The organism is Nocardioides cavernaquae (genome assembly GCF_003600895.1).
GTDB lineage: Bacteria > Actinomycetota > Actinomycetes > Propionibacteriales > Nocardioidaceae > Nocardioides > Nocardioides cavernaquae.
The window spans coordinates 2,324,726-2,348,423 of record NZ_QYRP01000002.1; the positions used below are offsets into that span (position 1 = coordinate 2,324,726).

Genomic DNA, 23,698 nt, shown 5'->3' on the forward strand with positions numbered 1-23,698 from the left:
CCGCTCAACCGACATCCCCGACCGAGGAGCAGCCATGCACAAGGAACAGATGAGTCGTCGTGAACTCGTTGAAGCCGCATGTCGTGAGCTGCGCCTCGGCCGGGGGGTCATCGTCTTCGACGACGGCGAGCGCGAGAACGAGGGCGACCTCATCTTCGCCGCCGAGTACATGACGCCGGAGTCGATGGCATTCGTCATCCGGCACACCAGTGGCCTGGTCTGCGTGGGCATGGACGGGGCTCGCCTCGATGAGCTGAAGCTCCCGCCGATGGTGGAAGCCTCGGACGATCCTCGCGGGACGGCGTTCACGATCTCCGTGGATCTCGGTGGCGGCGCGACGACGACAGGCATCTCGGCCTCGGACCGTGCGCTCACAGTGCGAGCTCTTGCGGACCCTCAGGTCACGGGCGCGGAGTTCACGAAGCCCGGCCACGTGTTTCCGCTCCGGGCCCGCCCCGGTGGGGTCCTCCAGCGGGCTGGGCACACCGAGGCAGCGGTCGACCTCTGCCGTCTGGCGGGGCTCCAGCCGGCCGGAGTGCTGGCGGAGATCACGAACGACGACGGAACGATGGCACGGATGCCGGACCTGGTCCGGTTCGCGCGCAAGCACAACCTGCTGCTGCTCTCGGTCGCTGACCTGGTGCACGTGAGGATGGCGAGCGAGTCGCTGCTCAGCTGCGAGGCGAGTGCCCGCGTGCCCACGGCGTACGGCGAGTTTCGCGCCTCCACCTACCTGTCTGCCGTCGACGGCGTCGAGCACGTCGCGCTCGTCTTCGGTGACCCGGCCGGCCGCCCTGACGTCCTGGTACGTGTGCACTCGGAGTGCTTCACCGGCGATGTCGTCGGTGCGCTCCGCTGCGACTGTGGGGAGCAGTTGCAGCTCGCCATGGCCAAGGTCAGCGCGGCCGGCGCGGGGGTCATCGTCTACCTGCGCGGACACGAAGGGCGCGGCATCGGCCTGACCCACAAGCTCCGCGCCTACCAGCTCCAGGACGAAGCAGGCCTCGACACCGTCGACGCCAACCTCGCCCTCGGACTTCCCATCGACAGCCGCGAGTACGGCGTGGGCGCGCAGATCCTGCGCGACCTCGGCATCTCGTCCATCCGGCTGATGAGCAACAACCCGGCCAAGTTCACCGGCCTCTCCGACTACGGGATCACCATCACCGAGCGTGTGCCGCTCCGGGTGACCCCCAACCTCCACAACCACGGCTACCTCGGAACAAAGGCAGCCCGACTCGACCATGACCTCGGCGCCCAGCGGGCACCGGAACGGAGCGCATCGTGACCAGCACCGCCACCCCTGTCAGCAGCGTCCCGGAGAAGTTCCGTGAGGCGATGTCGGCGTTCCCCAGCGGCGTGACGCTCATGACGACCGTGGGGTCGGACGGCGAGCCACGCGGCTTCGCGGCAAGCTCGTTCTGCTCGGTCTCGGTGGACCCGGCCCTCGTTCTCGTGTGCATCGCGAAGACCGCCCAGTGCCACGATGCCTTCCTGCACAACGACCAGTGGGCGATCCAGATTGCCGGCTCGGCCCACCTCGACCTGGTCAACCGATTCGCGATGAAGGGTGCCGACAAGTTCGGTGGGGGAGAGTTCGTGCCCGACCACCGCGGCGTACCCGTGCTTGTCGACGCCGCGGTGCTCATCGAGTGCGAGGCCTACGAACGGCTCGATGGCGGCGACCACACGATCCTGCTCGCGCGGGTCATCGAAGTGGACGTGGACGACCGCCCGGCCCTCCTCTACTTCCAGCGCGGATTCCGGCACCTTGACCAGTTCCCGATGCCGGGCGGCTTCTGATGGCGCTCGAAGTTGCCCCGCCCGATGAGGTGGAGGAGACCGATCGGCCCCTGACGGCGTCCGGGCGAGTGATGCACCGCGCCCCAGCCGGCGTGCAGCGCGTCCTCGTCGACATGGGCGAGGCGGGTCGGCTGCTCGGCTACCTCGTGAAGACGGCGGTCAAGGAGCCCCGCGGCTACTGGACTGCCACCCGCGACGAGATGTACTACATGCTCCAGTTCTGCTGGCTCCCCGTGATGCTGGCGGTCGGCGGCTTCTCGTTCCTGATCGCCAACTACGCCTACGACCTGGTCAGCCTGCTCGGTGCCGGCAACCGGCTCGGGACCTACTTCGTCTTCGCCAGCCTCCGCGAGATCTCGCCGTTCGCCACTGGCATGGCCGTCGCGGGCGTCATGGGCACCGCGATGACGGCCGACCTGGGTGCCCGCAAGATCCGTGAGGAGCTCGACGCGTTCACCGTGCTCGGTATCGACGCCGTGCGGATCCTGGTGCTCCCGCGCGTCATCGCGATCACGGTGATGATGGTCGCCTTCAACATCGTCGGCAGCCTCCTCGGCATGAGCATGGCGATGATCTCCGCGACCTGGTTGGGGACAACCTCCCCGGGAGCCTTCCTGGGCAACCTGCTCGGCTCCATGACGGTGCCCGAGCTCGTCGGCACCACCGTCAAGTGCACCCTGATCGGCATCTTCATCGGGGTCATCTCCGCCCAGAAGGGCCTCAACGCCAAGGGCGGAGCAGAGGGCGTCGGTCGCGCGGTCAACGAGGCAGTCGTGCTCTCGTTCGCCGCCGTCTGGGTCTTCAACTTCATCGTCAACGCCACGATGCTCGGGCTCAACCCCGAGATGCTGATCAGCAGGTAGGGGCAGACCATGACCACCACACACGACACGACCCCCAACACCGACGAGGACGAGGGCCCTCAGCCCAGCGTCAACAGCGCAGGCGGAATGGGTGGCTACAGCGACGGAAGCTCGCTGCTCTCCGACCTCGGCGGCATCGCCCTCTTCGGCATCCAGATCGTGAAGTCGATGCCCGATGTCCGGCACTACGGCACCGAGGTGTTGCGCCAGGCCGGCATCATCATCCTCAAGAGCACTTTCATCATCTGGTTCATGATGTGCATGCTCGCGGCGGAAATCGCCCTCGAGGCGCACTACCTCCTCGCGCAGCTGGGCGCCGGCGGCTACACCGCGGTCTTCAGCGCGACCGGTGACTACACCGTGGCTCCCGAGATGTGGGGCTGGATCCTGTCGGCGAAGGTTGCCTGCGGTCTGGTCGCCGAACTCGGATCGATGCGGATCAGTGAAGAGATCGACGCGCTCGACGTCATGGGACTCGACTCGCGGGCCTATCTCGTCAACACCCGGGTGCTCGCGATGGTGATCGTCACGCCGTTCATGTTCGTGACCGGCACGGGGCTGATGTACATCCTCGGCTACTACATGAACGTCCACCTGTTCCACAGCGTCTCCGCCGGTGGCTACCTGTCGGTCTTCTGGTCGTTCACGACCCAGCAGGACCTCCTGCTGTCGCTCTTGCAGGGCACGATCATGGGCCTCCTCATCGTCCTCGTCGGCTGTTACTACGGCTTCAACGCGAGTGGCGGTCCCGTCGGCGTCGGCAAGGCCACAGCGAAGTCGATGGTCATCAACCTCGTCATCGTCAGCGTGCTGGGCGCCGTCTTCCAGCAGCTCTTCTTCGGCGCGCTCAGTCGCGCTCCCATCAGCTTCTGACGGCACCTGCGGAATCGGAACCACCGAGAGGAAATCGGCATGTCAACGAACGTTGCCACCATCGACGACGAGCGGACCTACGAGGATATCTACGCGCAGGGCGTCATCGTCGACCCCGAGCCAGGCGTCGACCACAACGTCCGGATTCGTGAGGTCAAGAAGTCCTTTGGTTCCTTCGACGTCCTGACCGGACTGAACCTCAACTTCCCCGACAACGCGATCACCACCGTGCTCGGTCCGTCGGGCACGGGAAAGAGCGTGCTGCTCAAGCACATCGTCGGCCTGCTCGAGCCTGACTCGGGCCTGGTCGAGGTGTTCGGACAGGACCTCTGGCGGATCAACGACAAGGACCGCCAAGAGATCCGCAAGCGGATGGGCATCCTCTTCCAGGACGGCGCCCTCTTCGGATCGATGAACATCTACGACAACGTCGCGTTCCCGCTGCGCAAGCACACCCACAAGCGCGAGGCCGAGATCCGCAAGATCGTCATGGGGCACCTCGACGAGGTTGGCCTGACCAAGGCCATCTCAAAGTTCCCCGGTGAGGTGTCGGGCGGCATGAAGAAGCGGGCTGGCTTTGCCCGGGCACTCGTGCTCAACCCGAGCGTTGTGATGTTCGACGAGCCCGACTCCGGCCTCGACCCCGTGCGCACCAGCCTGCTCAACGACCTGATCCTCCGGATGCACGCCGAGCACGGCGGCACCTACGTCCTGGTCACGCACGACATCCGCACCGCCCGCAAGGTCAGTGACTACGTGGGCGTCGTGTGGAAGGGAAAGCTCATTCACTACGGCGACACCGAAGAGGCGTTCAACTCGGACATGCCCTTCGTGCGCCAGTTCCTGTCCGGCGACTCCGTCGGCCCTCTCGGGATGGACTGAAAAGACGATGTTGCAGAAGCGCTGGTTGGTCGGCCTGGCCGCCGTCGGAGTCGTGGCCGCCGGGACCGCCATCACGGGCGGGGACGACTACGAGGTGAGCCTCGTGGTGCCGTCCGCTGCCCAGATCTCCAATCGATCACCTGTCTGGATCAACGGCCATCACGCCGGCAAGGTGACCGACCTGGCCGTGAAGAACGGCAAGGCCGTGGTGACCCTTGCGATCGATGACGACTTTGCTCCGATTCACGACGGGACGACGTCCCGGGTCGAGTGGGTTTCCGCCGTCGGTGAACGAGTCCTCACGCTGTACCCGGGCAAGCCCGGGAGCGTTGAGCTCCCGGATGGCGCCTTGATCGAGTCGACGTCGCACCAGGTCGAGGTCGACCAGGTGCTCCAGGCGCTCGACGAGCCGACGCGCAAGCGTCTGACCTCGCTCCTGGCCGAGCTCAACGACACCATCGGTGGCCACGAGGCCGATGTCCGGGCAACGATCCAGGGAGCATCAGGCACCGTGCGAGCCCTGGGCGAGGTCCTGAACGCCGTGGACCAGGACGGCCCCGCGATCCGCTCGCTGGTCACCCAGCTCAGCGACCTGACCGGCGTTGCCGCGTCTCGGCGCGAGCGGATCGCCTCGAGCGTCGCGGACCTCGAGTCGCTCTCGACTGCTGTGGCGGGTGAGCAGGAGCAGCTCAGCCGCACGCTGGAGCAGCTCCCCGACACGTTGCACACGGCCCGCACGACCCTCGGGAAGGTGCCTGGCGCCTCCGATGCCACGGTCGGGCTGCTGCGCGACCTCCAGCCGGCGACTGCTCGTCTTCCCAAGGTGTCGAAGAACCTCGCGCCCGTGCTCGTGGACCTGCGACCCACCGTGGCCGAGCTGCGCCCGCTCCTCAGCGCGGCTGACCAGCTGCTGCGGCAGACCCCCGGTCTGCTCGACAGCAGCCACGGTGTGCTGCCCTCGCTCGACACCTTCCTCACCAGCATGGGTCCCGCGCTGGCCTTCCTCCGCCCGTACACCCCCGAGGCGATCGGTGGTCTGGCCAACTGGGGCCAGGCATTCGCGCCATACGACGGAGCGGGGCACACCTGGGCGGGTCTGCTCGGGCCTGGCACCAACGCTCTGAACGAAAGCCTCGTGCCTTTGCCCACCTCCCGTTTGAACCCGGCCCCGCCCCCTGGGCAGCCCGTCGGCCAGCCCTGGACCGACGCCAATGGAAGCGAGATCCGATGACTACGCGCTGGCTCGCCGCGGTCGTGACCGCAGCGGTCGTGACACTGAGTGGCTACGTCTTCGCCCAAGGCCCTGGCGAGGGCGACGAGGAGGACGTCGAACTGGTTGCCGTCTTCACCGACGCCAGCCCACTCGTGGCAGGAAACGTCGTCAAGGCATCCGGGGTCGACGTCGGGACGATCACCGACGTCGCTCTCCGGAACGGCAAGGCGGAGGTCACCATGCAGGTCGACCCCCGGGTGCTTCCGCTGCACGAGGACGCCACCGCGACCATCACCACCCAGGACCTCCTCGGCGAGCGCTTCGTCCTGCTGAAGCGAGGCACGCCCGACGCACCCGCCATGGGATCGCCGATGACGATCCCCGTCGAGAACACGAAGCGGGTGGTGGATCTCCAGGACGTGCTCGACTCGGTCGACACCCCCACCTCCGTGGCGCTCGCAGCTCTCCTCACCGACACCGGTGAGGGCCTCCGAGGTGAGGGCAAGCAGGCCGACAAGGCGATCGCCGCGCTGGCCCCCGCCATGCGACAGGCCAAGGACCTGACGGCGATCCTTGATGACCAGAACGCCCTCCTGACCCGTCTGATCGACAACGCACAGCCCGTGGCATCCGCGCTCGCGTCGAATCGCGGCGCACAGCTGAACCAGCTCGTGGATTCTGCGACTCAGTCCCTCGAGGTCGTTGCCTCCGAGCGCACTGCCTTGCGAACGGCGCTGGAGCGGCTCCCTCAGACGATCACCAGCTCACGGGCGGCACTGGCGCAGCTCGCCGGTGCGGCCGAGCCAGCTCGCCGCACACTCGCAGCGTTGCGGCCCGTCACGGACGATCTCGAGGACATCAGTGGCGAGCTGAAGCGGTTCTCCGACGCGGCTGATCCCGCACTCGCGTCCCTTCCGCCAGTCCTCCGCCGCGCCGACAAGCTGCTCGCGCAGGCAGCCCCCGTCGTCAAGGCCCTGCGCCCCGCGGCACGCGACCTGGTCCCGACCTCGGCTGCGGCGGCGCAGCTCACGACGGAGTCGCTCAGCGGCAAGAGCTTGACGGACCTCCTGGAGTTCGTGAAGGGCTGGTCGATGGCAACCAGCGACTACGACGCGATCAGTCACTACTTCAAGGCAATGGTGCCCTTGTCGCCGAACTCCCTTGGCGATGACGCTGCGGCGCTCGTCCCCATCCTTCCGGACGATCTCCTGCACGGCCTCCCCATGCCCACGGCACCACAGCTGCCGAACGACGGTGAACCAGGCTCGTCCGTGTCTCTCCCGATCCCGGGCGGCGACGACAGCCTGAGCTCCACCGGTCTCTCCCAGCAGCAGGAGTCCAGCCTCGTCGAGCAGCTCATCGGAGGTCTGCTGTGAGTATCAAGGTGACGCCCGAGTTCCGGGCCCGCGCCCTTGCCTTCAAGGCCGGCATGGTCGTCCTCGTCCTCGTGTCGGCCCTCCTCTTCGTGACGTTCAAGGCACAGACGGGCATGCCGTTCGCCAAGACCACCGAGGTGCAGGCGTTGGTGTCCGACGTCCACTCGCTGCGTGCAAACGATGCCGTCCGCCAGAACAGCAGGCGCATCGGCCGGGTCAGCGAGGTCGACTACCAGGACGGTGCTGCGCTGGTGACGATGGTCCTCGACGGAGAAGTCAAGGTCTACCGCGACGCCCACGCCGCGGTGTGGGACCTGTCGGCGCTGGCAACCAAGTTCGTGGAGCTCAACCCAGGCACGCCTGAGGCGGGCGCCCTTGGCGCCACGCCGATTCCGGCAAGCCAGACCGAACCCTCGGCTGACCTCTACGAGTTGCTCGACGTCCTCGACCCGAAGACGCGAGCCGCAGCGACTTCCATGCTTCGTGAGGTCGGGGGCGGAGTTGCCGGCCACGCCGAGGACCTGCACGCCTTCCTTGAGACCTCGCCGGACCTCCTCGCCGACCTCGGCACGGTTTCGCACGCCCTTGCCTCGCCCGAGGCCGACCTGCCTGAACTCCTCGAGGACGTGGACGCGCTGTCCAGCAGGTTCCGTGGCCGCGAGCGCGAGCTGCAGCAGCTCGTGGCGCAGAGTGCGACAACCCTGACGTCTCTGCGGGTGGACGCGGGGGAGCCCTTGCGTCAGACCCTCCACCGCCTTCCGGACACGCTGGCCCACACGGAGCGGGCGATGAGCCGCCTCCAGACCCCGCTGGCCAACACCGCTCAGGCGATGCGAGCCCTTGAGCCCGGCGCCGTGGCGCTGGGGCACTCGGAGAAGGACCTGCGCGGCTTCCTGCGTGACTCCGTGCCGGTCGCGCGAAAGGTGGCCCCGGTGGCTCACCTGGCCACCCCCGCCCTCGAAAGGCTCACCCAGATGATGTCCGCGGCACGTGCACTTGCACCTCGCGTCCAGGAGGCCATTGCGTATCTCAGGGTGCCGCTGTCCGTCCTGGCGCCGTACGCCCCCGAGATGGCGTCGCTCTTCCTGCGTGGCAGGAGCTTCGTGTCGCAGGGGCCCGAGCCGGGCGTCCGCTATGCCCGCCTCGGTGTGACGCCTGGCGTCAACACCCTGACGGGCGGACTGATCGCCTCGGGCGACCAGAGCCTGCCCCAGAACCAGTACCCGAAGCCGGGTGAAGCCGAGAACGATCGTGCCAAGGGGCTGTTGCCCCCCGGCCTCCCCCTGGGAGGGAACTGATGAACACGCGACGTACGTTCGTGAAGTCCATTCCGGCATCGCCCAAGGCGGCAGGAATCGCCGTCATGGTCGGCCTGCTGGCCTTCGCCCTGATCGCCTTCAACCGGCCCCGGGTGCAGACCATGCTCACCTCGGGTGAAGTCCTCAACGCCGACTTCTCCCAGTCCTACAAGCTCGTTCCCTTCCAGAGCGTTGTGAAGCTGGCTGGCGTCGAGGTCGGCACCGTGACGGGTGTCGACCGTGCTCAGGACAACCAGGCCCACGTCGAGATGAAGCTCGATGACGGCACCCTGGACAAGCTCGGCACTGCACCTGAGGCGAACGTCCGGCCGACCCTTGTCCTGGGCGGGACCTACTACGTCGAGCTGGTACGCGGCGGCGAGAATGCTGCAGCCAGGGAGGGCTCCACGATCCCGGTCGACCACACGACTGTGCCTGTGGAGCTGGACAAGGTCATCTCCGCGCTCACCCCGTCAGCGGTGGAATCGGTCCACGGCACGATCGGCAGCCTGGAGAAGACGTTCGACAAGGACGGACAGCGCGAGGTCGCAGACCTCGTGACAACCGCCCCGCCGACCTTGCGGTCCTCCACCAAGGTTCTGGACGCGCTCCGGGGAACAAGGCCCACCACGGACCTCACGGTGCTCGTCGCCGGGCTGCAGCACACGTCGGCCGCGTTGACGGAGGAGCGCGGTCGCCTCACGGCGATCCTCGACGACCTGGCGACGACGACCGACGCCCTGTCCGACGAGCGACGCGCGATCGCCGCGACGCTCGACGAGGCACCGCAGACCCTGGCCGTGACCCGGGCCGGCCTCGCCGACCTGGACAGCACGCTCGACAAGCTGAGGGCCACGGCCGACGACTTCAGGCCGTCCGCCCGTGCGCTCGGCCCGCTCCTCGCCGACCTCGACCCGGTCCTCGTCACCGCCCGTCCGGTCATCGCGGATGCCCGAGCAGTCTCGCGACTCGCACGTCCGCTGGTGGAGGACCTGGTTCCGGCCGCGGTCGATGCGAAGAGCGTGCTCGACGACGTCAACGGCCCAGTCATGGACCGCGCGAACGGACCGCTCACGAAGGCGGTGCTCAACCCCTGGCACGGCACCGGCAAGTACAGCGGTGGCGGCAACGACCAGGAGCTGTACAAGGAGCTGGCCTACTTCCTCTCCGACACCGCTGACGTCTTCAAGTTCCACGACCAGAACGGGGCACACGGACGCCTGATGGCCGGCGTCGGCCTCAGCACCGTGGGCGGCATCATCGGCGGATCGCTCGAGGAGTACCTCGAGTCACTCGGCCTCCAGCTGCCGGCCGGGCCGCAGGAAGGCGCCAACCTCGGTGAACCGGCGCCGCCGCTCGGCAGTTCCCCGTCCTCGAGCGCCGGAAGCGGCGCGTCCCTTCCCGGTGCGGGCCTCGTGCCCCTCCAGCTCCCGCTGGTCACCCCCAGGAGTTCCCGATGAATGATCAAGGCAGGCTTGCCGCATGGCTCGAGCGGCTGAGGACCGTCCCCGGCCTGGGGCGCGACGTGTCAGCACTGGCGGTCCTCATCCTCGTCGGCGTGCTCTCCACCGTGGGCATCAAGTCGTATCTCGGTGGCTCAGCCCCGTGGAGCGACGAAACCATCCTCAAGGTCGAGTTCGCGCAGGTTCCGGGGCTCAACCCGAAGAGCCAGAACAGCGTGACCATGGCCGGCGTTCGCATTGGCAAGGTCACTGCGGCCGAAGCGACCAAGCGGGGCACGGCTGTCATCACGATGACGCTCGAGGGAAAGCATGAGGTGTTCAAGGACGCCCGCGCGGTGCTGCGCCCCAAGAACCCCTTGAACGAGATGCAGATCGAGCTCAACCCGGGATCGGACTCCGCCGGCCTGCTGGGTGAGGACGAGGTCATCCCGGTCAGCCAGACCGCGCGTCCTGTCCAGGCGGACGAGATCCTGAGTCACCTCGACGAGCGTTCGCAGCTCGCGCTGACGGACCTGCTCCAGGAGTCCGATGTGGCTCTTGCCCGGGCACCGGAGACACTGCCCGCCGGGCTCAACGCCACCAACGAGACGCTCGGCTCACTGGGGCCGGTGGTGGAAGCACTCGAGACCAGGCGCGCGAAGATCGCTGCACTGGTCAGCGCGCTCTCCGACATCGCAGGGGCCGTCGGTCTCAACGACGAGCGGGTGACGCGGCTTGCCAGCGCCACCCAGGGGACCCTGTCGGCGCTCGCGGAGAGTGACGGCGCCTTGAGGGCGAGCCTGCGCCAGATGCCCGGGCTGACACACGACCTTCGCCAGGCGCTCGACAGCACCAGCGCTCTCACCACCCAGCTCGACCCGACCCTCGACAACCTCAGGAATGCCTCGGACGTCCTCCCGGGAGCGCTCACCCGCTTCCGCTCGACCGTGGGGCACCTTGGCGAGACGCTCGATGCCGCCAAGCCGGTCCTCGACAAGGCCCGGACCGTCGTCGTCGATGCACGGCCCCTGGTCGCGGATGCCCGGACCTCCCTGCGGACCATCAAGACGATCACCGGCCCGCTGGACCGGGACACCCAGACCGTCATGAGCTACCTGACCGACATCCAGGCATTCATCTACAACACCTCGTCCGTCTTCGGAGCCGGCGACGCCAACGGCAGCATCATCCGCGGCCACCTGATCGTCCCGTTGCCGGGTGGCGGCGTGCTGCCCAACTCACTCACCCAGGGCCAAGGAGACAGCCGATGAACAGGCAACTCACCCAAGGCGCGGGCCGGACTGCAGCACTGCTCGTGTTCTTCGGAGTCTGCGCAATCATCATGTACGTCCTGTTCTCGGGCACCGGCGTGCGTCGTCCGTTCGTCGACAGCGGCGAGTACACCTCGACCGTCGTCATGAAGGACGTCGACAACCTGGTCAAGGCCGGTCAGGTGCAGATTGCCGGTGTGAAGGTCGGCCAGGTCCGCTTGGTCGAGCCCAACCCGGACGGTGAAGGGCTGCGCGTCGAGTTCGCGATCGATGACGAGATCGCGCCGATCCACGAGGGAGCCCGGCTTCGGGTCGCCGAACGCTCCCTGGTGGGGGAGACCTACCTCCAGCTGACCGACGGGCAGGGTCCGGAGCTGCCGAGCGGCACGGAGCTCCCGGCAACCGCAGTGCAGCAGAGTGTCCAGCTCACCGACGTGCTTGCCAGTCTCGATGAGGAGTCGCGCGGCGAGATGCGGACCCTGCTCCAGACCCTCGGTGCGACAACCCGCGGGTCGAAGGGCGACTTCGACAGCCTGATGACGGGACTGGGGAACCTCGGAACTGAGGGCTACACGGCCATCGACGCGATCGCGTCCCAGTCCGAGGACCTGGAGAAGCTTGCGCGCCAGACCTCGCAGGTGCTCGAGGCACTCGACACCGGCGAGGGGCAGATCGCCACCTTGGTGCGCAGCGCGAACCGGGTCACCGCCGCGACCGCCGGTCAGCGCGGAGCCATCGAGGACACCCTCCGCCAGGCCCCGGGAACGCTCGACACGCTGTCGACCGCCAGCGACTCGCTGGTGACACTGGGTGACGCGCTCAACCCGGTTGCGAAGGACCTTCGTGCTGCCGCTCCGGACCTCACCACGGCACTGCGCGAGCTCCCGGCGACGACGAAGGACCTGCACGGCATGCTGGCACCGATGTCGGGTGTTCTCGACAAGGCGCCCGCGACACTGAAGCGGGTTCCGACGTTCGCGGGCGACGTCACGACGTTGATCCCGACGGCCCGCGCGACGCTGGCTGATGCCAACCCGATGCTGGCCTACCTGAAGCCCTACGGGCCCGAGCTGGCGGCGTACTTCGCCAACTTCAACGCGGTGCTGAACTACCGCGACGAGAACGGCGCGTACTACCTGCGCCTCACTCCTCTGGTGAACACCCACTCGCCGCAGCTGCCCGTGTCGACCAACAACCTGCTCGGCAACTACACGAACCCCTACCCGGCACCTGGCGCCGGATCGCGTCCCGGACCGTTCAAGGGTGAGTACCCGCGCATCCACAGGGCGGGCGAGTAGCCATGCGGATCGTGCGGATCCTGGGCTGGGTCGTCACCGCCGCGGCTGTCGTCGCGGTAGTGGTGGCCGGCCTGGCTCAGGTCCGCACGGACACGACCACCCGGTCGATCCTGCCGCTCTCGGACCCGAGCCAGAAGGCCAGCCTCGAGGCAGCTCGCTCGTTCGGCGGCGACCCGGTGGTCGTCCTGGCCGAGACCACGAAGGCTGGAGCCCTGCTCGAGAGTGAGCAGGTCGAGCGACTTGTCGGCCTCGAAGGCCGACTCTCCAGGCTTCCCGACGTCGCTGTGGTCTTCGGGCCGGGCACCGTGCTCAACCAGGTCGCCGGGCAGGCCCAGAACATGCTCGCGACCATCGTCGGCCGCCGGGACGCCTTGCAGATGGCCGCCGAGGCTCGGGCGCAAAAGGCGGGCCTGTCGGCACCGGCCGTTCGGGCAGCTGGCCGCAAGGCCACCGAGGCATACGACGTGCGCTACGGCAGCCTCCTGGTGAAGGGTTTGCCCGCCGGTCTCCCGACGCTCCGCAACCCCCGGTTCGTCCGGGCTGTGGTCCTTGACCAGGACGGCCAGCCCCGCCAGCAGTGGCGCTTCGTCGTCCCGAGCCCGTACGCCGTGGCGATCGTCGTCCGCCCGCGCGACCAGCTCGACCAGTCCGCTACCGAGCGCCTGGTGAAGGCGGTCAAGCGTGAGGTGAAGGCAGCCGGCCTGGACACCGAGCGCGTGACGGTGACCGGCATGCCGGTCGTTGCTGCCGGGCTGGGCGATGTGCTGGCCCGAGAGATCCCGCGGCTGGGCGGCATCGGCCTCGCCCTGATCGCTGGTTGTTACCTCCTGCTGCCGTGGCTGCGCCCGCGCCGGGCCCGGCTGTTGCCGCTGCTCGCGACAGTGTCTGCGACGCTGGCCGTGCTCGCCGCCTTCGGATGGCTCGACCACCCGCTCTCGCTCGGTGTCGTTGCGTTCCTGCCGATCGTCCTCGGCACCGGCAGCGACTTCCCGGCGTACCTGGTCCGGGGAGCAGACCGCCGGAAGGTGGTCGTCGCGGCGTTGGCCGCGGCCGCGGGTTTCGGATCCCTCGCGGTCTCCTCGGTGCCCTTTGTCCGCGACCTCGGCCTGGCGCTCGCGATGGGCGTCCTGGCTGCAACCGCACTGGGCCTGCTCATTGCGCGCGGTCGTCAGCTCACGACACCGGCGTTGCCCGAGACGGGGGACCCGGGCAACGACCGCGGCACACCACTCCCGCCGCGGCTTGGTTCGCGTGCACGTGGCGCGGTCCTTCTCGTGGCCGCCGCCTGTGCGATCGCCGGTTGGGTCGCGCTTCCCGGCCTGAAGGTGGAGTCGCAGCCGGAGCAGCTGGCCGCTGGCCTGCCTGCCCTCGACGACGCGAAGCACGCCGAGGAAGTCATCGGCTCGGCTGGTGAGGTGCAGATCCTGGTTCGCGGCAAGAACGTCCTCGAACCGAAGACGCTGGCCTGGATGCGTGAAGTGCAGGACGTGGCCGTCCGCCGCTTCGGGGACCGTCTCCACCCGATCGTCAGCCCCCCGAGCCTGCTCGCCTTCCTCGGCACGGACCCGACGCCCGAGCAGATCCGTGCCGGTCTGGCCCAGTTGCCGTCGTACCTGCGAGGTGCGGCACTGCGCAGTGACGGTCGTCAGGCGGTGCTCAGCTTCGGCATCGAGCTGGAGGATGTCGCTCAGCAGCGGGATCTCCTCGATGACCTCCGGGCCGCCATCCCTGAGCCCCCGGCTGGCATCGACGCGGATCTTGCCGGTCTTCCCGTGGTGACCGCGCGAAGCTACGAGCTGGTCTCCAGTGGCAGGTATCTGGACGGCTTCGTGGGCATTGCCGCTGCTGGACTCGTCCTGCTGATCGGTCTCCGTCGTCGCTCGGATGCGCTACGCGCGATCCTCGCCGCTTGCCTCGCCACCGGTTGGGGCTTCGCGGGTGCAGGAGTGCTCGGCCTGACCCTCACCCCGTTGACCGTGGCGCTCGGATCGCTGGCGACCGCGACCGCCTGCGAGTTCACGGTCCTGCTCGGGGCGGCCCGCGCAGGGCGGGGCGATCTCCTGGGCCGGTCGGTCCTCGTTGCGGCGCTCGCGGCCACCTGCGGCTACCTGGCTCTCGCATTCTCCGGGCTCGCGGTCATCCGCGACTTCGGACTCTTCCTGGCGTCGACCGTGGCCCTCTCGTTGCTCGCGGCCCACGTCGTACGCCTCGTCCTCCCCGACCGCGGTGCGCGGCCACGCACGCCTGTTGTCGACCTTGCTCCAGTCCCCGAGGAAGTGCTCGTATGAAGCTCCCCGCCTTCGTGAGTGATCGATCCACGACCATCAAGATCGCCGCTGTTGCGGTCGTGGTGGCGCTCGTCGTCGGGGGAGCGGTGGGCCTGCGCGCGACGCGCGGCCTGCCGGATGACGCAGCCTTCGCCTACGGCGACCAGGTGGTGACACAGGCCGACCTCGACCGTCGCATGGAGGTGCTTCGTGCGCTGTACGGCGTGCAGGAGCCCACGGACAAGGCTGACCGGGAGGAGTTCCTTCGTGCCTCCGCGAAGGCAGTCGCGGTGAGCATGGTCCTCGACGATGCAGCTCAGGACAAGGACGTCGTGATCTCCGAGAAGAGCGCGCGCGACACCCTCGACCGGATGGTCGCGCAACAACTAGGAGCAGACCCCGACCAGGCGTTCACTGACCTGCTTGCGAACTTCGGGGTCTCCGAGGACGACGTCCTTGATGAGGTGCGCCGCCAGCAGGCCATTGCCCGGCTGTTCCAGGTGGTCACTGAACACGTCGTTGACGGGGTGACGCAGGACGACGCCGAGGCGTTCTACGACGAGGACCCGGCGCAGTTCGCCATGCCGGAGCGACGCAAGCTCGGCAACATCGTCGTCGCAACCCGTCGTGAGGCCGCAGCACTGATGACCCGGCTCGCCGATGGGGAGAGCTTCGCCGCCCTCGCCCGCGCACAGAGCCTCGATGACTCCACGCGCGACCAGGGTGGTGCACTCGGCACGGTCGCCGCCAGCGAGCTGGAGGACGGCTATGCAGCGGTGGCCTTCAAGGCAAGGGAGCGCACCGTGTTCGGGCCGGTGCAGACCGATGACGGCTGGAACGTCGGGATCGTGCTGAGCGTCGTTCCCGCGGGGCAACCGTCCTTCGTCGATGTCGAGAAGCAGGCAACGGAGTCGGCGCGCTCGGACCGTGCTCTCAAGACCTGGCGTTCCTGGTTGAAGAAGCGGATCGAGCAGGCCGACATCGAGTACGCCGCTGCGTACCTCCCGACCGATCCGAACGAACCCCCGGCCCTGGCGGGAGACACGCCGTGAGCGGCGCGATCATCGGGGCGACGGTGGCGCTCGTGGCGTTCTTCCTCGGCTGGTGGGGCCTGAACAACGGTGCCGGCCTGGTCCCTGCGAGTGCCTCGGCCGCACGTCGTGAGCGGGAGGAACGGGCCATCCGGCGCGGCGCGCGTTCCCTGATGGCGATGGCGGGGCTCTTCGCCGTCATGGCTGCGCTCTCCCTGGTGACTGCGCTTGCGGACCACCCCACTCCTTAGGAGGGGTAACCCCCTCCTCTGCGGCGACGCGGACCACATCGCCGCAGCGGAATCATCAAGTCCAGACAGCATCCCCGTCGCGATAGGAGTGAGGCGTTGACAACGCTGAGATCGACGTTGGACCCGACCGGGGAGCAGTACGCGCTCAACCGCAAGGCACAGGAGGACGCTCTGGGAGAGCTGGACGCCCAGCTCGAGCTCGTGCTGGCCGGCGGTGGCGAGAAGTACGCCACCCGGCACCACGAGCGCGGCAAGTTGCTGGCCCGGGAGCGCATCGAGCTCCTGCTGGACCGCGACGCCTCGTTCCTCGAGTTCTCATCGCTCGCCGCGTGGGGCACCCAGTTCACCGTGGGCGCCAGCATCGTGACCGGCCTGGGCGTCGTCTCCGGCGTGGAGTGCGTGATCATCGCGCACGACCCGACGGTCCGCGGCGGCACGATGAACCCCTACACGCTGAAGAAGAACCTGCGTGCTCTCGAGATCGCCAAGACCAACCGACTGCCCGTCATCAACCTGGTGGAGTCGGGCGGTGCGGACCTCCCGACCCAGTCGGAGCTGTTCGTCAACGCCGGCAAGATCTTCCAGGGACTGAGCGAGCTCTCCGGAATGGGCGTTCCCACCCTGGCCCTCGTGTTCGGCAACTCGACCGCCGGTGGCGCCTACGTGCCCGGCATGTGCGACTACGCCGTGCTCGTGGACAAGGCGGCCAAGGTCTTCCTCGGCGGACCGCCGCTGGTCAAGATGGCGACCGGCGAGGAGTCCAACGACGAGGAGCTCGGCGGCGCCGAGATGCACTGCCGGGTCTCCGGTCTGGGCGACCACTTCGCGGTCGACGAGCGCGACGCGATCCGGATCGGCCGCCAGATCATGTCGGAGATCAACTGGCGCAAGGCCGGCCCCGGCCCGTCGCTGCCCGCCGACGCCCCCCTGTACGACGAGGACGAGCTGCTCGGCATCGCAGCCGCCGACTTCCGGGTCCCGATCGACCCGCGCGAGGTGATCGCACGGATCGCCGACGGCTCCCGCTTCGGTGAGTACAAGCCGACGTACGGCACGGCGCTGATGACCGGGTGGGCGTCGATCCACGGGTTCCCTGTCGGCATCATCACGAACTCGCGCGGCATCCTCTTCAGCGAGGAGGCCCAGAAGGGCACCGAGTTCATCCTGCTGGCCAACCAGCTCGACATCCCGCTGATCTTCCTGCAGAACTGCACCGGCTTCATGGTCGGCAAGTCCTACGAGCAGGGCGGCATCATCAAGGATGGCGCGAAGATGATCAACGCGGTGACCAACAGCAAGGTCCCGCACATCACCATCAACATGGGCGCGTCCTTCGGTGCCGGCAACTACGGCATGTCCGGTCGTGCCTTCGACCCGCGGTTCATGTTCAGCTGGGTCAACGCGAAGCTCGCCGTGATGGGCGCCCAGCAGCTCGCCGGCGTGCTCTCCATCGTCGGTCGCCAGGCCGCCGAGTCGGCAGGCAGGGAGTTTGACCTCGAGGCCGATGCCAAGCGCACCGCTCAGATCGAGGAGCAGATCGAAGCCGAGTCGCACGCGTTCTTCACCACCGCACGCGTGTACGACGACGGCGTCATCGATCCCCGCGACACCCGGACCATCCTCGGCATCACGCTGTCGGCGGTCCACACCCAGGTCATCCAAGGCCAGCGCGGCTTCGGCGTCTTCCGGATGTGAGAACGGATCCCATGTCACCCATCACCAAGCTCCTCATCGCCAACCGCGGAGAGATCGCGTCCCGCGTGATCCGCACCGCGCGCGAGATGGACATCGCCTGCGTCGCCGTCTACTCGGACGCCGACGCCGATGCCCTCTTCGTCCGCGAGGCCGACGAGGCGGTCCGGCTCCCCGGCACCGCACCGGCGGACACCTACCTGCGCGGCGACCTCATCCTCGAGGCCGCTCGTGCGACCGGGGTGGACGCGATCCACCCCGGCTACGGGTTCCTCTCTGAGAACTCCGGGTTCGCCCGCGACTGTGCCGCTGCCGGCATCATCTTCGTCGGTCCGCCGCCCGAGGCGATCGACAGCATGGGCTCGAAGATCGAGGCCAAGAAGACCATGGCGGCGGCCGGTGTCCCGGTCCTTCCGGGCATCACCATCGACACCGAGGCCGAGATCGACGCCTCCGCGCTGTCCGCTCGCGTGGCTGCCGAGATCGGTTACCCGGTCCTGGTCAAGGCTGCGTTCGGCGGCGGTGGGCGAGGCATGCGCATCGTTCGTGACGAGGCCGGCCTGATCGAGGCCGTCGAGGGCGCCCGCCGCGAAGCCGTGACTGCGTTCGGCGACGGCACCGTCTTCCTCGAGCGCTTCCTCGACTCGCCGCGGCACATCGAGGTCCAGATCTTCGCGGACACCCAGGGCAACGTTGTCCACCTCTTCGAGCGCGAGTGCTCGATCCAGCGGCGCTACCAGAAGATCATCGAAGAGGCGCCGTCGCCGGTCGTCGACGACGCGCTCCGTGAGGAGCTCGGCCGCGCGGCCGTGGCTGCAGGCAAGGCCATCGGCTACGTCGGAGCCGGCACCGCGGAGTTCGTCATGGGCTCGGACGGCGGCTTCTACTTCCTCGAGGTCAACACTCGTCTCCAGGTGGAGCACCCCGTGACCGAGCTGGTGACCGGCCTCGACCTGGTGCGCCTCCAGCTGGAGGTCGCCGAAGGCAACCCGCTCCCCGACGAGGCCCTCCACGCGACCGTCACCGGTCACGCCATCGAGGTCCGTCTGTACGCCGAGGACGTCCCGGCCGGCTTCTTGCCGGCGACCGGCACGGTCCACGGCTTCAGCGTTCCCGACCTGCCCGGCATCCGGGTCGACGCCGGTGTCTCCGAGGGTTCCGAAGTGGGTGTCCACTACGACCCCATGCTGGCCAAGGTGATCGCCTGGGGCGCCACCCGTGACCAGGCGCGTCGCCGGCTGGCACGTGCACTCGCGGAGAGCTCCCTCCACGGCGTCGTGACCAACCGGGAGCTCCTGGTCGGGATCCTGCGCGAGCCCGAGTTCGCGGCCGGGACCATCGACACCGGCTACCTGACACGCCACGACCCCGTCACCCTGTCCCGCGCTGGCAGGGGAGCCAACATCGTCGCGGTGCACGCGCTCGCGGCTGCCCTTGCGGCACAGGCCGTTCGGCGAGCAAGCGCGCGGGTCCTGGGTCACGTCCGATCCGGCTACCGCAACGCCCCGAGCGGCTGGCAGGAGGCGGTCTTCGACATCGAGGGGGAGGAAGTCGACGTCCGGTACCGGGTCGGACGCTCCGGACTGCGCGCGATTGTCGACGGGACGGAGCTGCCGGGTGTGGTCCTGCACTCGGCAACCCCCGATCGCGTCGACCTTCTCGTCGGCGGCGTCCGCCGACCCTGCGCGATCCGCAGGGTCGGCGACACGGCGTACGTCGACAGCGCGCTCGGAAGCACCACGGTCGTCGAAGCGGAACGGTTCCCCGAGCCGGGCTCGCGCAACGCGCCTGGTTCGCTCCTCGCGCCCATGCCCGGCACCGTGGTCCGGGTGCCGGTCGAGGTCGGTGCGGAGGTCAAGGAAGGCACCACGATCCTCGTCCTCGAGGCGATGAAGATGGAGCACACCGTCTCGGCTCCCGTGGACGGGACCGTGACCGAGCTTCGCGTGCGGCCCGGCCAGACAGTCGACCTGGGAGCAGTGCTGGCGGTCGTCGAGGCGCCCGAATGACGACGTCCCCGGGGCTCACGGCAACCGAGGCGGTGACCTACGCGGTCACCAACGGCGTTGCCTGGCTCACGATCAACCGGCCCGAGGCCCACAACGCCCTCAACAAGGCCGTGCGGGATGGGCTCTTCGCCGGTCTCCGCCGCTTCAACGAGGATGACGACGCGAAGGTCCTGGTCCTGACCGGCGCGGGGGAGAAGGCGTTCTGCGCGGGCGGGGACCTCAAGGAGATGGCGGACGACGCGCTCCGGGTCCCGCCGCTGGACTTCGTCCCCCAGCTGGGACGAAACATCACCGTCGACAAGCCGACCATCGCCGCCGTGAACGGGGTGGCCCTGGCCGGCGGGTTCCTGCTCGCCCAGACCATGGACCTCTGCATCGCCGCGGACCACGCGAAGTTTGCGATCAGCGAGGTCAAGGTCGGACGTGGAGCGCCCTGGGCGGCACCGCTGCCGTGGATGATCCCGCCTCGGGTGGCGATGCAGATCCTGCTCACCGGTGACCCGATCGACGCCCGTCGCGCGCAGGAGGTCGGCCTCGTCAACGAGGTGGTGCCCGGCGACCAGCTGGTCGCCACGGCACAGCGCGTGGCCGAGCGGATCGCCGCCAACGCGCCGCTCTCGGTCCGCGCCGCCAAGCAGACCGTGCGCCTGGTCGCCGAGCTACCCCTCGCCGCGGCGTACGACGAGGCCGAGCGGATCTGGGAGCCCGTCTACCTCAGCGATGACGCGCAGGAAGGCCCTGCGTCCTTCCGGGACAAGCGACCACCTCAATGGACGGGGCGATGAAGATGAGCACGCTGCACCAGCTCCTGTCGGATCTCGTCGCCGAGACCGCCGTGCTCGACGACCTGCTTGCGGGACTTCGTGATGACGAATGGGAGACCGCGACCCCGGCCGAGGGCTGGGCCGTGCGTGACCAGGTCTCGCACCTCGCGTTCTTCGACGAGGCCGCGGTTGTCGCGGCCACCAACCCGGAGCGGTTCCGGACAGATGCCGAGCGTCTCAAGGCGCTCGGTCCGAACTTTCCCGACGTCGTTGCTGCCGGCTTCCAGGAGACCCCGGTCTCCGAGCTCAACACCTGGTTCCGCAACGCGCGCTCTGAGCTGATCGCAACGTTCGCCAAGCTCGACGGCAAGGCCCGGATGCCCTGGTTCGGCCCGGACATGAGCGTCACCAGCTGCGTGACCGCACGCCTCATGGAGACGTGGGCGCACACCCAGGACGTGCTGGACGCATTCGGTGTCGTGCGCAAGCCGACCATGCGTCTGCGCCACGTGGCCCACCTGGGGGTCAGGACCATGCACTTCAGCTTCCACCTGAACGGCCGACCAGCACCCGAAGCCCCGGTCCACGTCTCGCTGAAGGCGCCGGACGGATCGGTGTGGAGCTGGGGTCCGGAGGACTCGCATGACCGCGTGGAGGGCGACGCCCTCGACTTCTGCCTCGTGGTGACCCAGCGCCGCAACGTCGCCGACACCGGCCTCGTCGTGTCTGGGCCGGTCGCCTCGGAGTGGCTCACCATCGCCCAGGCGTACGCCGGTGCGCCAGGCCCCGGGCGCGAGCCCCTGATCAGCATCCGGAGCGTGTCATGACCCAGCGTCGCCCCGTCCGTATCGCCAACTGCTCCGGCTTCTACGGCGACCGCGTCGCCGCGGCGCGCGAGGTCGTCGAGGGCGGTCCCATCGACGTGCTCACCGGTGACTACCTTGCCGAGCTCACGATGCTCATCCTGTGGAAGGCGCGTCAGAAGGACCCCGCGGCGGGCTACGCCAAGACCTTCCTCACGCAGATGGAGCAGGTGCTCGGCACCTGCCTGGACAAGGGAATCCGGGTGGTGGCCAACGCAGGCGGCCTGAACCCGGGTGGCCTCGCGGCCGAGCTGACAAGCTTGGCTGAGCGCCTCGGCCTCGCGCCGAAGATCGCGTACATCGACGGGGACGACCTGACCGACCGGTTGCCTGAGCTGGTCGCAGCTGGACACCCCCTCTCGAACATGGACACCGGCCAGACCCTCGAGGACGCCGGCGCGAAGCCGGTGACGGCCAACGCCTACCTCGGCGGCTGGGGCATCGCGGAGGCGCTGGGTGCCGGCGCCGACATCGTCGTGTGCCCACGGGTCACCGATGCCTCGCTCGTCGTGGGCCCTGCTGCGTGGTGGCACGGATGGTCCCGCACCGACTACGACCAGCTTGCTGGCGCGGTTGCCGCGGGGCACGTGATCGAGTGCGGTCCTCAGGCAACCGGCGGCAACTACTCGTGGATCTCCGAGGTCGTCGACCGTCGCTACCCGGGCTTCCCGATCGCGGAGGTCGCGGCCGATGGCAGCAGCGTGATCACCAAGCACGACGGCACTGGGGGACTGGTCTCGCCAGGAACGGTCACCGCCCAGCTGCTCTACGAGATCCAGACCCCGGCGTACGCCAACCCCGATGTCGTCGCCCACTTCGACACCATCCGCCTCGAGCAGGAGGGGATGAACCGCGTCCTCATGTCGGGAGCCACGGGCACCCCGCCGCCGCCGTCCCTCAAGGTCGCGGTCAACTTCCTCGGCGGCTACCGCAACACGATGACGCTGGTCCTGACCGGTCTCGACATCGAGGAGAAGGCGTCCTGGGCCCGCGCGGCGCTCTTCGACATCCTCGGCGGCGAGGACCAGTTCGACGAGGTCGACGTACGACTTCTTCGCTTTGACCGGGAGGACGCCCCGACCAACGAGCAGGCGACCGCCCACCTCCGCGTGTCGGTCAAGGATGGAGACCCGGCGAAGGTCGGTCGCCGCTTCGCGAACGCGACGATGGAGCTCGCGCTCGGGGGCTACGCGGGCTTCCACACCACGACTCCTCCAACCGCCGAGAGCGCGTACGGCGTGTACTGGCCGGCGCTCGTGCCCACGGAGACCGTGACGCATCGCGTGGTCCTGCCAGATGGTTCCGAACGGGTGATCCCGCCCGGGCCGGTGGCCGACCTCCAGCCCTGGCCTGCGGTCGATGTGGTTCCGTCTCCGGTCGCCGGCCCCACGAGGCGGGTTCCGCTGGGCACCATCTGTGCGGCGCGCTCCGGCGACAAGGGCGGCAACGCCAACGTCGGACTGTGGACCCGCACGCCCGAGGCCTTCGCGTGGCTGCAGGCCCATCTGACCGAGGACCGGCTCCGGGAGCTCCTTCCCGAGGCTGCCAACCTTGAGGTCCGCCGCTACGACCTGCCGAACCTGAATGCACTCAACTTCATCGTCGTCGGCCTGCTCGGTGCCGGGGTTGCTTCCTCGACCCGGCCTGACCCGCAGGCCAAGGGGCTGGGCGAGTACCTCCGATCGCGCCATGTGAGCATCCCGCTGTCGCTGCTCAACGGACTGGCCGTCCGATGACCACGACGGTCGAGGTCGTCGACGACGGTCCGGTCCGGACGCTGATCCTGACCGGACCCATGACGCTGAACGCACTGGCGGAGTCGACGGCGAATGCGCTCCACGACGAGATCCTCCGTGCGGAGCGCGACGACTCAGTCCATGCCCTTGTGCTGACCGGAGCGGGTGAGCACTTCTCCGCGGGCGGTGACGCCGAGGGTGTGCTGCGGGCAAACGACCGCCCTGACGATGATGCCCTGCTCCGCTTCATGCGCGCCTACCAGCGTGCGGCCAAGGCGGTCTGGGAGAGCCCGCTGCCTATCATCGCGGCAGTCTCGGGCGTCGCCTACGGTGGCGCGTTCAATCTCGCGATCGCCTGCGACCTCGTGGTCTGCTCGCGGAACGCCCGCTTCTGCCAGGTCTTCTTGCGACGCGGCCTCGTTCCGGACTTCGGTGGAGCGTTCCTCCTGCCGCGAATCGTCGGCATGCAGCGCGCGAAGGCCTTGATGCTCCTCGCCGACGAGATCGACGCGGTCACCGCGTATGAGTACGGCCTGGTCAACGTCGTCGTCGACACCCCCGATGAGGCCCGCATCCATGCGCTCGGACTCGCTCACCGGATCGCTGCGGACTCGCGCCTCGCGGTTTCGCTGACCAAGAGGCTGATCCACCAGAGTGCCAGTGGATCCTTCCCCTCCGCACTCGAGCTGGAGGCCTTGAGCCAGACGATGGTGTTGGGCTCGAACACCGCCCGGAGCGCGTTCGAGGCCTTCCGCGAGCGCTGACC

20 protein-coding genes are annotated in these 23,698 nt (G+C 68.5%); all 20 read left to right on the top strand.

The features are described from left to right. Positions 1–34: 34 nt before the first annotated feature. The 20 genes from D4739_RS11210 to D4739_RS11305 all read left to right on the top strand — a co-directional run bounded on the left by D4739_RS11210 (position 35) and on the right by D4739_RS11305 (position 23,696). Entirely contained in the window at positions 35–1,288 is a 1,254-nt protein-coding gene (locus tag D4739_RS11210) for a bifunctional 3,4-dihydroxy-2-butanone-4-phosphate synthase/GTP cyclohydrolase II (protein ID WP_120060700.1), read from the top strand. Continuing rightward, the gene (locus D4739_RS11215) at positions 1,285–1,803 is read left to right on the top strand and encodes a flavin reductase family protein (RefSeq protein WP_220699274.1); all 519 of its coding nucleotides are present in this window, start codon (positions 1,285–1,287) and stop codon (positions 1,801–1,803) included. Before D4739_RS11210 ends, D4739_RS11215 begins: the two co-directional genes overlap by 4 nt. After that, positions 1,803–2,666 (top strand): MlaE family ABC transporter permease, encoded by an 864-nt coding sequence (locus D4739_RS11220; RefSeq protein WP_238473618.1) that lies wholly within the window; start codon positions 1,803–1,805, stop codon positions 2,664–2,666. The genes D4739_RS11215 and D4739_RS11220 overlap by 1 nt, the downstream gene beginning before the upstream one ends. A gap of 9 nt (positions 2,667–2,675) precedes the next feature. Further along, complete coding sequence (locus D4739_RS11225) at positions 2,676–3,539, top strand: ABC transporter permease (RefSeq protein ID WP_120060701.1); 864 nt, start codon at positions 2,676–2,678, stop codon at positions 3,537–3,539. Between the two features lie 39 nt (positions 3,540–3,578). Next, positions 3,579–4,421 carry an ABC transporter ATP-binding protein gene (locus D4739_RS11230; RefSeq protein ID WP_120060702.1) on the top strand — a complete coding sequence of 281 codons (843 nt, stop codon included), beginning with the start codon at positions 3,579–3,581 and terminating at the stop codon, positions 4,419–4,421. A 7-nt stretch (positions 4,422–4,428) separates the two neighbouring features. Then, complete coding sequence (locus tag D4739_RS11235; RefSeq protein ID WP_238473619.1) at positions 4,429–5,652, top strand: MlaD family protein; 1,224 nt, start codon at positions 4,429–4,431, stop codon at positions 5,650–5,652. Beyond that, the gene (locus tag D4739_RS11240) at positions 5,649–7,010 is read left to right on the top strand and encodes an MlaD family protein (RefSeq protein WP_120060703.1); all 1,362 of its coding nucleotides are present in this window, start codon (positions 5,649–5,651) and stop codon (positions 7,008–7,010) included. The genes D4739_RS11235 and D4739_RS11240 overlap by 4 nt, the downstream gene beginning before the upstream one ends. After that, the gene (locus D4739_RS11245; protein WP_120060704.1) at positions 7,007–8,308 is read left to right on the top strand and encodes an MlaD family protein; all 1,302 of its coding nucleotides are present in this window, start codon (positions 7,007–7,009) and stop codon (positions 8,306–8,308) included. Before D4739_RS11240 ends, D4739_RS11245 begins: the two co-directional genes overlap by 4 nt. After that, positions 8,308–9,768 (top strand): MlaD family protein, encoded by a 1,461-nt coding sequence (locus D4739_RS11250; protein ID WP_120060705.1) that lies wholly within the window; start codon positions 8,308–8,310, stop codon positions 9,766–9,768. Before D4739_RS11245 ends, D4739_RS11250 begins: the two co-directional genes overlap by 1 nt. Beyond that, positions 9,765–11,021: an MlaD family protein gene (locus D4739_RS11255; protein WP_120060706.1), complete on the top strand. Its 1,257-nt coding sequence runs from the start codon at positions 9,765–9,767 to the stop codon at positions 11,019–11,021. The genes D4739_RS11250 and D4739_RS11255 overlap by 4 nt, the downstream gene beginning before the upstream one ends. Next, the gene (locus tag D4739_RS11260) at positions 11,018–12,319 is read left to right on the top strand and encodes an MlaD family protein (protein ID WP_120060707.1); all 1,302 of its coding nucleotides are present in this window, start codon (positions 11,018–11,020) and stop codon (positions 12,317–12,319) included. The genes D4739_RS11255 and D4739_RS11260 overlap by 4 nt, the downstream gene beginning before the upstream one ends. Before the next feature lie 2 nt (positions 12,320–12,321). Beyond that, positions 12,322–14,607, top strand: a complete 2,286-nt coding sequence (locus D4739_RS11265; protein WP_120060708.1) for an MMPL family transporter — start codon at positions 12,322–12,324, stop codon at positions 14,605–14,607. Then, entirely contained in the window at positions 14,604–15,638 is a 1,035-nt protein-coding gene (locus D4739_RS11270; RefSeq protein ID WP_120060709.1) for a peptidylprolyl isomerase, read from the top strand. The genes D4739_RS11265 and D4739_RS11270 overlap by 4 nt, the downstream gene beginning before the upstream one ends. Then, positions 15,635–15,868, top strand: coding sequence for a hypothetical protein (locus D4739_RS11275; RefSeq protein ID WP_120060710.1), 234 nt, complete (start codon positions 15,635–15,637; stop codon positions 15,866–15,868). Before D4739_RS11270 ends, D4739_RS11275 begins: the two co-directional genes overlap by 4 nt. Before the next feature lie 105 nt (positions 15,869–15,973). Then, positions 15,974–17,563: an acyl-CoA carboxylase subunit beta gene (locus D4739_RS11280; RefSeq protein ID WP_476638912.1), complete on the top strand. Its 1,590-nt coding sequence runs from the start codon at positions 15,974–15,976 to the stop codon at positions 17,561–17,563. Positions 17,564–17,574: 11 nt separating this feature from the next. Continuing rightward, positions 17,575–19,569, top strand: a complete 1,995-nt coding sequence (locus D4739_RS11285; protein ID WP_120060712.1) for an acetyl/propionyl/methylcrotonyl-CoA carboxylase subunit alpha — start codon at positions 17,575–17,577, stop codon at positions 19,567–19,569. Next, positions 19,566–20,354 (top strand): enoyl-CoA hydratase/isomerase family protein, encoded by a 789-nt coding sequence (locus tag D4739_RS11290; RefSeq protein WP_120060713.1) that lies wholly within the window; start codon positions 19,566–19,568, stop codon positions 20,352–20,354. The genes D4739_RS11285 and D4739_RS11290 overlap by 4 nt, the downstream gene beginning before the upstream one ends. A gap of 2 nt (positions 20,355–20,356) precedes the next feature. After that, positions 20,357–21,160: a TIGR03084 family metal-binding protein gene (locus D4739_RS11295; protein ID WP_238473620.1), complete on the top strand. Its 804-nt coding sequence runs from the start codon at positions 20,357–20,359 to the stop codon at positions 21,158–21,160. Further along, on the top strand, positions 21,157–22,932 hold the full coding sequence (locus tag D4739_RS11300) for an acyclic terpene utilization AtuA family protein (protein ID WP_120060714.1): 1,776 nt from the start codon (positions 21,157–21,159) through the stop codon (positions 22,930–22,932). Before D4739_RS11295 ends, D4739_RS11300 begins: the two co-directional genes overlap by 4 nt. Next, the gene (locus D4739_RS11305; RefSeq protein ID WP_120060715.1) at positions 22,929–23,696 is read left to right on the top strand and encodes an enoyl-CoA hydratase/isomerase family protein; all 768 of its coding nucleotides are present in this window, start codon (positions 22,929–22,931) and stop codon (positions 23,694–23,696) included. Before D4739_RS11300 ends, D4739_RS11305 begins: the two co-directional genes overlap by 4 nt. Positions 23,697–23,698 lie beyond the last annotated feature (2 nt).